At 67.1% G+C, this 11,974-nt stretch carries 10 protein-coding genes; 6 read left to right on the forward strand and 4 right to left on the reverse strand.

All coding sequences use genetic code 11. The annotated features are described in order from the left end of the window. The first annotated feature begins 112 nt into the window (after positions 1–112). The 6 genes from JMF82_RS20500 (at position 113) to JMF82_RS20525 (ending at position 7,841) form a co-directional block, all read left to right on the forward strand. On the forward strand, positions 113–436 hold the full coding sequence (locus JMF82_RS20500) for an EF-hand domain-containing protein (RefSeq protein ID WP_201316382.1): 324 nt from the start codon (positions 113–115) through the stop codon (positions 434–436). A gap of 144 nt (positions 437–580) precedes the next feature. Beyond that, positions 581–2,440 (forward strand): M1 family metallopeptidase, encoded by a 1,860-nt coding sequence (locus JMF82_RS20505; protein WP_201316383.1) that lies wholly within the window; start codon positions 581–583, stop codon positions 2,438–2,440. A 75-nt stretch (positions 2,441–2,515) separates the two neighbouring features. Then, positions 2,516–3,520: an alpha/beta fold hydrolase gene (locus JMF82_RS20510; protein WP_201316384.1), complete on the forward strand. Its 1,005-nt coding sequence runs from the start codon at positions 2,516–2,518 to the stop codon at positions 3,518–3,520. Positions 3,521–3,624: 104 nt separating this feature from the next. Next, positions 3,625–4,281, forward strand: coding sequence for a methylamine utilization protein (locus JMF82_RS20515; RefSeq protein ID WP_201316385.1), 657 nt, complete (start codon positions 3,625–3,627; stop codon positions 4,279–4,281). Between the two features lie 6 nt (positions 4,282–4,287). Next, the gene (locus JMF82_RS20520; RefSeq protein ID WP_201316386.1) at positions 4,288–6,615 is read left to right on the forward strand and encodes an EAL domain-containing protein; all 2,328 of its coding nucleotides are present in this window, start codon (positions 4,288–4,290) and stop codon (positions 6,613–6,615) included. Beyond that, positions 6,612–7,841 (forward strand): hypothetical protein, encoded by a 1,230-nt coding sequence (locus JMF82_RS20525; protein WP_201316387.1) that lies wholly within the window; start codon positions 6,612–6,614, stop codon positions 7,839–7,841. Before JMF82_RS20520 ends, JMF82_RS20525 begins: the two co-directional genes overlap by 4 nt. Positions 7,842–8,026: 185 nt before the next feature. Here JMF82_RS20525 and JMF82_RS20530 read toward each other — a convergent pair whose 3' ends face one another. The 4 genes from JMF82_RS20530 to ttcA form a co-directional block, all read right to left on the reverse strand. Next, positions 8,027–8,797 (reverse strand): SprT family zinc-dependent metalloprotease, encoded by a 771-nt coding sequence (locus JMF82_RS20530; protein ID WP_201316388.1) that lies wholly within the window; start codon positions 8,795–8,797, stop codon positions 8,027–8,029. Positions 8,798–8,950: 153 nt separating this feature from the next. Then, on the reverse strand, positions 8,951–9,868 hold the full coding sequence (locus JMF82_RS20535) for a recombination-associated protein RdgC (RefSeq protein WP_201316389.1): 918 nt from the start codon (positions 9,866–9,868) through the stop codon (positions 8,951–8,953). A gap of 152 nt (positions 9,869–10,020) precedes the next feature. After that, the gene (locus JMF82_RS20540) at positions 10,021–11,220 is read right to left on the reverse strand and encodes an amino acid aminotransferase (protein ID WP_201316391.1); all 1,200 of its coding nucleotides are present in this window, start codon (positions 11,218–11,220) and stop codon (positions 10,021–10,023) included. A gap of 26 nt (positions 11,221–11,246) precedes the next feature. Beyond that, the coding region (ttcA, locus tag JMF82_RS20545) for a tRNA 2-thiocytidine(32) synthetase TtcA (protein ID WP_201316390.1) at positions 11,247–11,974 on the reverse strand (728 nt) is incomplete at its 5' end.

Below are 11,974 nucleotides of genomic sequence, written 5' to 3' on the forward strand. Positions count from 1 at the left end.
CGGAGTTGAGTAGCGCACCCAGTGCGCTATCACTCTTGCGACTCACCCAACCGCACGATCCGCTCACATCCCCGGTGCCATACTCCGCGCACTCGTTCAGGGAGACGGAACCATGCGCCACACCCACCTGCTCGCCGCTGTCTGCGCCCTTGCGGTCGCTGCGTCGGCCCACGCCCAGATCGGCGCCGGCTACCTGGCCACCCAGGCCGACGTTGCCGTCAAGAATTTCGATATCGCCGACAAGAACCACGACGGCGTGCTGACCAAGGAAGAGGCGGCGAAGGGCCCGGTGCCGTTCATCCGCGCGCATTTCGACGAGATCGACAAGGCCAAGCGCGGTACGGTGTCCAAGCAGGACGTCGTCGACTACATCCGCGCGATGCAGAACCCCGCGTCACGGAAGCCTGCACCGGCCGCCGCCAGCTCGACGCCATGAGTCTTCCCCGGTAACCGCCCTCGTCGGGCCGAGTGGCTTCGGGCGATGGCGTGCGGCCATGCCGGCCACGGGGTGACCATCCGCACCCGCGGGCGACAGCCCGGCGATGGCATACTCCGCGCTCCTGCTGATGGAGCTTCTCCCATGCGTCCTCTCCACGCCCTCGCCGTCGGTGCCCTGGTGCTGCCGCTCAGCGCCTTCGCGGCCGACCCCCATTCCTACGCCCAGCCCGACCAGGTGCGCGTCACCCACCTGGATCTCGACCTGAAGATCGACTTCCCCCACAAGCAGCTCGATGGCACGGCCACGCTGAAGCTGGACTGGAAGGATCCGAAGGCGCAGTCGCTGGTGCTGGATACGCGCGACCTGAAGATCGCCAGCGTGGAAGGCGTCGATGCCGCCGGCAAGGCCAGCGCACTGAAGTACGCGCTGGCGCCGCGCGACAAGGAGCTGGGCAGCAAGCTCACCATCGCCACGCCGCAGCATCCGGCGCAGGTGCGCATCGTCTACTCCACCGTGCCGACCGCCTCGGGCCTGCAATGGCTGACGCCCGAGCAGACGGCCGACAAGAAGCTGCCCTTCATGTTCTCGCAGTCCGAATCCATCCATGCGCGCTCGTGGGTGCCGCTTCAGGATTCGCCGGCCATCCGCTTCACCTACAAGGCCCACGTCACCGCGCCGAAGGACGTGCGCGTGGTGATGAGTGCGCTCAACGACGCCAGGCATCCGCTCAACGGCGACTATTCGTTCGAGCAGCCGCATCCGATTCCGTCATACCTGCTCGCCATCGGCGCGGGCGACATCGCGGCGAAGGAAACCGGTCCGCGTTCGGCCGTCTATGCGGAACCGAGCGTGGCCGGCAAGGCCGCGAAGGAATTCGAGGACACCGAGAAACTGATCAAGACGGCGGAAACGCTGTACGGCCCGTACGCCTGGGGCCGCTATGACCTGCTGGTGCTGCCGCCGTCGTTCCCGTTCGGCGGCATGGAAAACCCGAACATGACCTTCGCCACGCCGACGCTGCTGGTGGGCGACAAGAGCCTGGTGTCGGTGATTTCGCATGAGCTGGCCCACTCCTGGTCGGGCAACCTGGTAACCAGCGCCGCGTGGCGCGACATCTGGCTCAACGAGGGCTTCACCACCTACGTGCAGGGCCGCATCACCGAGGCGGTCTACGGCAAGGCGCTGGCCGACGAGGAAGCCCTGATCTCGGCGCGCGCGCTGCAGAAGCACATCAACGAGATGCCGGCCAACTCGCAGAAGCTCACGCCCGAGCCGCGCGGCGTCGGCGCCGACGATGCGTTGTCCGATGTGGCCTATGACAAGGGCTCGTGGTTCCTGCGCACGCTGGAGCAGCGCTTTGGGCGCGAGACCTTCGACGCCTACCTCAAGGGCTACTTCGCGCACTTCGCATTCCAGAGCATCGATACCGAGCAGATGCTGGACTACCTGAAGGCCAACCTCTTCGACAAGAACCCGGGCAAGATGAGCTGGGACGAAGTGAAGCAGTGGGTGTACCAGCCGGGCATCCCGAAGGATGCGCCGCTGCCGGATTCGCCGCGCTTCAACGCGATCGACAAGGAGCGCGCCGCCTTCCTCGCCGGCTCGCTGGCGGCGGACAAGCTCGATGCGAAGGGCTGGAACACCCAGGAATGGATGTACTTCCTCGATGGCCTGCCGGACGTGACGCCGCTGGACAAGATCAAGCAGATCGATGCCGCCTGGCACCTCACCGGCACGCCCAACGCGGAGATCGGCATGCGCTGGTACAGCCACGCCATCGCCGCCGGCGACAAGGACGTGTGGAACGCCGCCGCCGAACACATGGCGCGCATCGGCCGCCTGTACCTCACCATGCCACTGTACAAGGCTTTCGCCAAGATGCCGGAAGGCCTCGCCTATGCCGAGCAGGTCTACGCCAAGGCCAAGAGTGGCTACCACCCGATGACGCAGCAGGCGGTGGAGTCGGTGTTCGCCAAGGCGAAGAAGAACGGCGGCAAGTAAGCGCCACGCGCGCCTCCTTGCAAAAGGAGGCGCGCGCCGCCATCGACGGTCGCGACCTTCCCATAAGAGCCATCCATGAAGTCCACTCCCTCCTCCCCCAAGACTCCCGTTGCCGCGCGTCCGCTGTGGCAGCGGCTGCTGATGCGCCGGCTCAGGTTCCTCGCCTACGTGGCGCTGGTACTGGCCGTGGTGCTGGGTGGCTCCTACCTGTTCGCGCCGCAGTGGCTGATGAGCGCCGACGTCAAGCGCCAGATGATGGCCGCCCACGTCGAGAAACACTCGGTGCAGGTCGGCGATACCAGATGGGTGTACTTCGAGGGCGGCCAGGGCCCTACCCTCGTCCTGCTGCACGGCTTCGCCGCCAGCAAGGAAGTGTGGCTCAAGCAGATGGAGCAGCTCACGCCGCATTTCCACGTGATCGCGCCGGACCTGCCGGGCTGGGGTGAGTCGACGCGCGTCGAAGGCGCCAGCTACAACATCGATGCACAGGTGACGCGGCTGCAGGGCTTCATCGACACGCTGGGCATGCAGAAGGTGGTGCTGGTCGGCCACTCGATGGGCGGCGCCATTGCCGGCGTGTACGCCGCGGAACATCCCGAGCACGTGGCCGAACTGGCCCTGCTCGATTCATTCGGCCTCAAGGCCAACGAAAACGACTTCTCCCGCCTCGCGCTGGCCGGCAAGAATCCCTTCGTCTTCGACAACCGCGAAGAATTCGCCAAGGCCACGGCGTGGGCCTTCGCCAAGCCGCTGGATATCCCCGGCCGCTTCGAGGATGTGCTGATCAAGCGCAACCAGGCCAGCCGCGCCTTCATCGATCGCAGCTTCAACGAGCTGCGCGAGCCCTCGCAGTACCTGTCCCTGCAGAACCGGCTCGATCGCCTCGGCATGCCGGTGCTGGGCCTGTGGTGCCATGACGACAAGATCATCGACATCTCGGCGCTGGACAGCCTGCGCAACGGCCTGAAGACGGCACAGGCGATCAGCACCAGCACGCTGAACGGCTGCAACCACATGCCCATCCTCGAAAAGCCCGAGGAAACCGCGCGCATCCTGACCGGCTTCGTCATTTCGCACTGAGCCCGCGCACCCCCTCCCGGCCGGCGGCCACCTGGGCCGTCGGCTGCGTTTGCCCCGCCCCCGTGCTGGTGTAGGCTTGCCGAGGGGAAATCTGGGATGTACCTATGCGTTGGCTGCTTGGCGTAGTCATCGCCTCGGCGCTGCTGGCCGTCAGGGCTGTGTCGGCGGGGGAATGGTCGGTACGCGTCCAGGACGATGCCCATCGTCCTGTCGGCGACGCCGTGGCCACGCTCATACCCGATGCGCCATTGCCTGCCCCTGCCCCTCGCGCGCCGGCGGCCACCAAGATCGTCGACCAGAAGGACGAGACCTTCGTCCCCTACGTGCAGGTGCTGCGTCCCGGCGATGCCGTCGTATTCCGCAACAGCGACGCCACGCGCCACCACGTCTATTCGTTTTCGGCGGTGAAGTCGTTCGAGTTCGTGCTCGCGCCCGGTGAAAAATCCGAACCGCTCATGCTCGACAAGCCCGGCATCGCCGCCGTGGGCTGCAACATCCACGACCACATGCTGACCTACCTCTACGTCTCCGACGCGCCGAACATCGGCGTCTCGGGGCCGGACGGGGTGATCGGCTTCCCGTCGCTGCCGCCCGGACGCTACACGCTGCGTGTGTGGCACCCGCAACTCCATCCCGGCCGCGCGGAACTCACGCAAGTGGTCCAGATCTCCGACAACGTCTCGGCCCCGCCGCTCAGCGTGACGCTCCCGCTGCTGCCGGACCCGCGCACGCGCATGGATCGCGAGCACATGGAGTACTGACGCGCCATGCGTGCACCCGGGTTCCGCATGCGGCTCACCCTGTTCGTCGTGACGACCATCGTCGCGATACAGCTGGTGACAGCCGTACTGGTTACCCAGATCACGCGCCACCAGCTGGTTGCCGAAGGCGAGCGCCAGCTGGCCGTTTCAGCCGATGCCTTCGTCAGCCAGCTCGACGACGTATCCGCCCGCGTGGCGGAAAGCGTGCAGATCCTTGCCCTCGACTACGCGTTGCGCGCCGCCATTGCACAGCACGACCAGGACACGGTGCTGTCGGTCTTGCGCAACCACGGCCGCCGCGTGGATGCCACGCGCATGTTGATGGTGGGCCTGGATGGTTCCATCCAGGCCGATACCGCCGGCACCGCCACGCTGCAGCGCTTTCCCTTCCCCGACATGCTCGACCGCGCCTTCAGCCAACGCACCGCGGCCGTGGTGGCGCTGGATGGCAAGGCCTACTGGATGGTGGTGGTGCCCATCTATGCACCGCAGCCGGTGGCGCTGGTGGCCGCGGGCATCCCGATGGACGACGCCTTCCTCGCGCGCATGCTGCGGCACTCCACGCTTCCGACGGACATCCAGCTCATCGCGCCGTCGGGCGCCTCGCACTGGCAGACGCTGGCCCGCAGCAACACGCGCGCCGACCTGCTCGACGGCCTGGCCGGACAACCCCTCGGCGGCGAGCCCGTGCTGGAACGCGTGGACGGCCGGGAGTACCTGGTGCTCTCGCGTCCGTTGAGCCTGCAACCGCACGGCACGCCGGTGCAGGCGCTGATCGCCTATTCGCTCGACGACGCGCTGCGGCCGTATCGCTCGGTGTTGTCGACCTGGTTCGTGCTGCTCGCCCTCGGGTTGCTGGTCGGCCTGATGGGCGCATGGCTGATCGCGCGGGGCATCTCGCGACCGGTGGAAGCACTGGCCGCGTCGGTGCGCCGCATCGAGCGCGGCGACTACAGCCTGCCGCCACGCGTCGACCGCAGCGATGAACTGGGCCAACTCGCGGACGCCTTCACCACCATGACCCAGGCGATCCGCCAACGCGAGGAACGCATCCGCTTCCAGGCCCTGCACGACGCGGTGACCGAACTGCCCAACCGCAACGCCGCCGAAGCCGCCATCCAGCAAGACCTGCAGGAACAGACCGGCGGTGCGCTGCTGATGGTCGGCCTGACGCGCATGCCCGAGATCATCAAGACGGTCGGCCATGCGCTGGGCGACAGGCTCATGCGCGATGCGGCGCTGCGCATCGGCGCGGCCACCACGGGGCTGGTGGCACGCGCGTCGGATACCGCTTTCCTGGTCTGGTTGCCGGGCGCCGATCGCGGCGATGTGGTCGCGCAGGCGCTGCACCTGCTGGAAGTGCTCAACAAGCCTTACCAGGAGCCGGACATTTCGGTCGATGCGACGCCGGCCGTGGGCATCGCCGAATTTCCATTCCATGCGCACACCGCCAGCGCACTGCTGCAGCGCGCGGAAGTGGCGCTGCTTGCCGCGTTGCGCACGCCAGAGGCGGTGGCCTTCTACGACGCGGGCAACGACCCGCACAGCCCGGAACGGCTCTCGCTGATGGGCGATCTGCGCGCGGCGATCTCGCGCAACGAAGTCACGCTGCACTACCAGCCCAAGCTCAACCTGCGGCACGGTATCGTGGAAAGCGGCGAAGCGCTGTTGCGCTGGCGCCATCCGCGACTCGGGCCGGTGGCGCCGGACTCCTTCATCACGCTCGCCGAAGAAACCGGCAACATCCACCGCGTGACGCGCTGGGCGCTCGCCAATGCCGTGGCGCAGTTGCAGCGCTGGTCCGCCGAAGGCGTGCACGTGCAGGTGGCCGTCAACCTGTCCGCGCGCGATCTGCACGACCAGGACCTGCCACGGCGCATCGGCGACCTGTTGGCCCTGCATCGCGTGCAGCCACGCTGGCTGCGCCTGGAAGTGACCGAAAGCGCCGTGATCGGCGAGCCGGCCGTGGCCATCCAGGTGCTTAGCGAACTTTCCGATCTCGGGGTGTGCATCGCCATCGACGACTTCGGCGTGGGCGAATCGTCGCTGGCCTATCTTCGCCGGCTGCCGGTGCACGAGTTGAAGATCGACAAGATGTTCGTGCAACGGCTGGGTACCGAGATCGAGGACAGGCTGATCGTGCGTTCGATCATCGAACTGGCGCATCGCCTGGGTTACAGCGTGACCGCCGAAGGCGTCGAGGATGAAGTGGCGCTGGCCTATCTCGTCGAAGCCGGATGCGACTACGCGCAGGGCCACTATATCGCCGCCGCGATGCCGGCCGATCGCTTCGCCAGCTTCGTCGCGGAATACACGGTGGGCTCGCACTCATGAAGCGGCGCGTCCGCGCGGCGCTCATGCTCATCGCGCTCGTGGCAATACCGCTGGCGAATGCGCAGGACATCACCGTCCACGCCTACCTGGACGCGCGCCTGGTGGCCGCACCCGACATGACGAGCTGGACGCGGGGCGGCGTCGGCAAGACACGCTATGGCACGGCTGACGATGGCCTGCGGTTCGGTGGCGCGGCCGTCGCCATCGCCATCCAGGCCACGCCGTCGTGGCTTGCGTTCGCCGACGTGCAGTACCAGACCACCGACCGCAGCACGCTCGACGTCATCGAAGCCTATCTGCGCTATCGGCCTGTCTCCACCACGCCATGGCGTGCATCCGTGAAGGTCGGCGCCTTCATGCCACCGGTCTCGCTGGAGAACGACGGCGTCGGCTGGACCAGCCCGTGGACGCTTACGCCATCGGCCATCAACAGCTGGGTGGGCGAAGAACTCCGCGCGATCGGCGCACAGGGCCAGCTCGAATGGCGCGGCAAGAGGCAGACGCTCGCGCTGTCGGGTGCGCTGTTCAAGGACAATGATCCGACGGGCACCCTGCTCGCCGATCGCGGCTGGTCGGTGAGCGACCTCACCTACGGCATGGGCAGCAAGCTGCGCGTGCCCGACGCGTACGCACGTGTCTTCGGCGACCCCGATCACACGCGCTACAACCCGTTCCAGGAAATCGACGGGCGCTGGGGCTGGTATGCGAACCTCGCGTGGCAAGCACCCGGCTACGGCCAGGTGCAGCTCATGCGCTACGACAATCGCGCTGATCCCGCGGCGCACACCGTGTACGAGGGCTCGGCGGACGTGTTCGCCTGGCATACGTATTTCTGGAGCCTGGGCGCCCGCACCGATACCGGTGCGGTGACCTGGATCGCGCAGGCCATGGACGGCGGCACCCGGATCGATCCCGTGCCCGGCCTTGGCGTGGAAACCCGCTTTCGCTCCGCCTTCCTGCTCGTCGGCTGGAACCTGGGAGCCTGGCGCCCTGCACTGCGCGTCGAACATTTCAGTACCGGCAAGCGCGTCAACGGCTCGCCTACAGGCCGGGGCGAAAGCGGCAACGCCGTGACTGCCGCGCTCAACTGGCGCCCACGCGCGTGGTTGCGCGTTACCGGCGAAGTCCTGCGGGTGATCGGCGATCGCTCTGAATTGAAGGCGCTGGGCCTTCCCACGCATTTTGCTCAAACGCAGATGCAGCTGAGCGCACGCCTGCTTTACTGAGCGCGGTTCGCTGACTGGAAGCGAACGCGCCGACACTCAATCCTTGAAGCCCAGGTTCACCGGCGCGACCGGCAGTCCATAAGGTCCCGCGCTGGTGGTCGGCGTCTGTTGCGCAAGCGGAATGTTCGCTCGCCTTGCCCTGAGGCGAGCACGGAATGCGCACTGGCTAAATACAACGAGCCTGCTCAATCGGCGACGTCGGCGATCAACCGGTCCAGCTCGGTCTTCAGCCATGCACCGTTCAAGCGCAGCCAATCGCGTTGTTCGCGCCAGTCGGGAAAAAGGCCTTCGACCTGCGCCCAGAAGCGCGGCGCGTGGCTGCGCACCTTGAGGTGGCAGAGCTCGTGCGCGAGCACGTATTTCAGTGCATTGGGCGGTGCAAGCGCGAGGGCGAGATCGAGATTGATGCGATCACGCGTATCGAGGCTGCCCCACAGGCTCTTCATCGGACGCACGCGCAAGGCGGTGGGCGCGAGCCCGAGCATGGGGACGTAGGTGGCGAGCCAGCGCGAGACATCGCGACGGATCTGTCCTTCGAAATACGAAGCGAGCAGGCCGCGCGCCACCGGCAACGCCCGCGTGTGCGGGCGGGGAATCACCAGGGTGAGCGTGCCCTCGCCTGCCTCCACGCGCGGGTACGGGCCATCGGCCCAATCCAGCTGCACGGTTTCGCCACGAAAGGGAAATTCGGTGGGCACGCCGACACGCAACGGGGGCAACGGCTTGACGATGAGGTGCAGCTCATCGAGCTTGCGTTCCAGCCAGTCGGCGTGATGACGAAGAAAAGCGCTGACCTGCGCCGGATGCGTGCCATGGGGATACGACACGCGCGCACCCTTGGGCGTCACGGTGAGCCGCAGGCGACGCGCGCGCGGATGCGCGGCCTTGAGCACGCGGATGGTACTTCCGCTTGCGGTGGCCAGTTCCAGCCAATCGCCTTCGAGATGCTGCGTCATATCCCCGCCTTACTGCGACTACGTGGCGTCCAGGCCGACTAGTGTCCCTCACCAAATGTGGGGGGAGCATGCAGGCTTCGCAAGACGAGCCGGTGACGGTTTGGCGGGAGGCGTCCCCTTCCCGTCTCAGCGGGAAAGGGACGGCGGGCGGGCTCAGCCCTCGGCGGGACGGGGCAACCCGAACCACTCTTCGAGCTTGCCCAGCAGGCGCTCCAGCTCCAGGGTCAGCAGGGCGAAGGTGGCGTCGGCCTCGGCGGCGGCGTCCGGGTGGCTGTCGCCTAGTTCATCGGTCACCACGTCCAGGAACTTCAGTTTGCGGACGATCAGGTCCTCGCCCAGCACGAAGCTCATGCGCTCATCGAAGGTGAGACCCAGCTGGAATACCTGCTTGCCGTTGCGCAGGTGCTCCTTCACCTCTTCACTGTCCAGGTCCTGGCGGCGGCACTTGGCGATGGCGCCGGTCGCGCTGGCGGGGTCGCGCAGCTCCACCTCGTCGCCCAGGGCCAGGCCGGCCGGCAGGTTGCCGTTGGCCAGCCAGTCGGTCATCAGTACGCGCGGGCCTTCTTCCGGCGCCAGCGGCACCGCCGGGAAACTGCCCAGCGCCTCGCGGACCTGGGTCAGGGCGTTTTCGGCCGACTTGCGGCTGGAGGTGTCCAGCACCAGCCAGCCCAGCTTCTTGTCCACGTAGGCGCGCATGCGCGAGCTGCGGATGAAGGCGCGCGGCACCAGCTCGTTGAGCACGTCCTCCTTGAGGCGCTTGCGCTCGCGACCGCCGACCTTGCGGCCCTCTTCTTCGGCGATCTTCTGCACGCGGCGCGCAAGTTCGTCGTTTACCACCGAACCGGGGAGAAGCTTGTCCTCGCTGCCCACGGTGACCATGGTGCAGGCGTTGACGGCATGGGTGAGCGGCGCCTCGTCGCCACGCCCCACCGGCGGCACGAAGCCCTTGGTGCCCATTTCCATGGGGCCGCACGGACGCAGGCGATGTTCGCCCAGCGCCTCGTCGAGGCGATTCAGGTCTTCGGCAACAGCGGGGGAAAAACGGAACAGCGTGAGATTGCGAAAGAACATTCGGTACCTGTGCTTTTGCTCGTCATCCCGGCGTAGGCCGGGATCCAGAGACGAGGCGCGCCATGATGCGACGCCGCCTTCTCACGCCTTGAGGCGCTGGATCCCGGCCTGCGCCGGGATGACGCGTAGTGGTTAAAGGGTGGCCCTGGAGCTCAGCGGCTGACCGCCGCGACGGCGTTCACCACCGTGTCGAGGTTGGCACGATTGAGTGCTGCCACGCAGATGCGGCCGGTGCCGACCGCGTAGATGGCGTACTCCTCGCGCAGCCGGTCCACCTGGGCCTTGCTGAGGCCCGAGTAGGAGAACATGCCCGCCTGCTCCTGGATGAAGGCGAACTGCGGCGCACCCGCCGCGGCCAGCTTTTCCACCATGCCGGCACGCATGGCGTGGATGCGCTCGCGCATCTCGGCCAGCTCCTGCTCCCACATCGCCTTCAGCTCGGCGCTGTTGAGCACGCCCGACACCAGCGCGCCACCATGCGTGGAGGGGCTGGAATAGTTGGAGCGGATGGTGCGCTTCACCAGCGACAGCACGCGCGCGGCCTCGTCGCGATCCTTGCCCACCACCGACAGCGCGCCCACGCGCTCGCCGTAGAGCGAGAACGACTTGGAGTACGAGTTGGCGACCACGAAGGCCTCGATGCCTGACGCGGCGAACAGGCGCACGGCGGTGGCGTCGGCGTCGATGCCTTCGTCAAAGCCCTGGTAGGCCATGTCGATGAAGGGCAACAGCTTGCGCTCCTTCACCAGGTCCACCACCTGTTGCCACTGCTCGGCGTTGAGGTCCACGCCGGTCGGGTTGTGGCAGCATGCGTGCAGCAGCACCACGGTGCCCGGCTCCAGCTTGCCGAGGTCGGCGAGCATGCCGGGGAAGTCCAGGCCGTGCGTGGCGGCGTCGTAGTAGGCGTAGGCCAGCACCTCGAAGCCGGCCGAGCCGAACACCACGCGGTGGTTTTCCCAGCTCGGGTTGCTGATGGCGATCTTGGCGGTGGGCAGCACCTGCTTGAGCAGGTCCGCGCCGATGCGCAGCGCGCCGCTGCCGCCGATGGTCTGCGCGGTGGCCACGCGGCCGGCGGCGAGCAACGGCGAATCTTCGCCGAACACCAGCTTCTGGGTGGCGACGTTGTAGGTGGCCAAGCCGTCGATCGGCAGGTAGCCGCGCGGTTTCGCTTCCAGCGCCAGCGCCTGCTCCACTTCGCGCACGGCGCGCAACAGCGGGATGCGGCCCTGCTCGTCGTAATAGATGCCCACGCCCAGGTTGACCTTGCCCGGGCGGGTATCGGCCACGTAGGCCTCGGAAAGTCCCAGGATCGGATCGCCAGGAACCATTTCAACAGCTGCAAAGTGCGACACGGCGTTACTCGACTGGTAGGTGGGGGTCACGGCTCGTCCGGCGATCCGGCGAGCCACTGATGCGCATCGGCGCGGGCGACACCTTCGCGCGCGCCCAGCGCGGCGAAGTCGAACAGGTTGCGGTCGGCGAGCTGGGACGGCGACACGTTGCCCAGCGCGCGGAAGATGTTCTCGCTGCGGCCGGGCTGGGTCTTCTCCCAGTCCTCCATCATGCGCCTGACCGCCTTGCGCTGCAGGTTTTCCTGCGAGCCGCAGAGGTTGCACGGGATGATGGGGAATCCGCGCGCCTCGGCGTACGCCGCGATATCGGCTTCCTTGCAGTACGCCAGCGGGCGGATCACCACGTGACGGCCATCGTCCGAGCGCAGCTTCGGCGGCATCGCCTTGAGCTGTGCCTGGTAGAACAGGTTGAGGAAGAACGTGCCCAGGATGTCGTCGCGATGGTGGCCCAGCGCGATCTTGGTGATGCCATTGGCCGCCGCCCAGTGGTACAGCGCGCCGCGCCGCAGGCGCGAGCACAGGCTGCACATGGTCTTGCCCTCGGGGATAACCCGGGTCACCGTGCTGTAGGTGTCCTGCTCGATGATGTGGAACGGCACGCCGCGCGCGGTGAGGTAATCCGGCAGCACGTGCCCGGGAAAACCCGGTTGCTTCTGGTCCAGGTTCACCGCGATCAGCTCGAAGCGCACCGGCGCCCTGGCCTGCAGCGAAAGCAGGATATCCAGCAGCGTGTACGAATCCTTGCCGCCGGAAA

Source organism: Dyella sp. EPa41, from assembly GCF_016586165.1.
Classification (GTDB): domain Bacteria; phylum Pseudomonadota; class Gammaproteobacteria; order Xanthomonadales; family Rhodanobacteraceae; genus Dyella.

Excerpts from the sequence above, each read along its gene's own strand:
- JMF82_RS20500 (WP_201316382.1), top strand. The coding sequence starts at position 113 with ATGCGCCACACCCACCTGCTCGCCGCTGTCTGCGCCCTTGCGGTCGCT.
- JMF82_RS20505 (WP_201316383.1), top strand. The coding sequence starts at position 581 with ATGCGTCCTCTCCACGCCCTCGCCGTCGGTGCCCTGGTGCTGCCGCTC.
- JMF82_RS20510 (WP_201316384.1), top strand. The coding sequence starts at position 2,516 with ATGAAGTCCACTCCCTCCTCCCCCAAGACTCCCGTTGCCGCGCGTCCG.
- JMF82_RS20515 (WP_201316385.1), top strand. The coding sequence starts at position 3,625 with ATGCGTTGGCTGCTTGGCGTAGTCATCGCCTCGGCGCTGCTGGCCGTC.
- JMF82_RS20520 (WP_201316386.1), top strand. The coding sequence starts at position 4,288 with ATGCGTGCACCCGGGTTCCGCATGCGGCTCACCCTGTTCGTCGTGACG.
- JMF82_RS20525 (WP_201316387.1), top strand. The coding sequence starts at position 6,612 with ATGAAGCGGCGCGTCCGCGCGGCGCTCATGCTCATCGCGCTCGTGGCA.
- JMF82_RS20530 (WP_201316388.1), bottom strand. The coding sequence starts at position 8,797 with ATGACGCAGCATCTCGAAGGCGATTGGCTGGAACTGGCCACCGCAAGC.
- JMF82_RS20535 (WP_201316389.1), bottom strand. The coding sequence starts at position 9,868 with ATGTTCTTTCGCAATCTCACGCTGTTCCGTTTTTCCCCCGCTGTTGCC.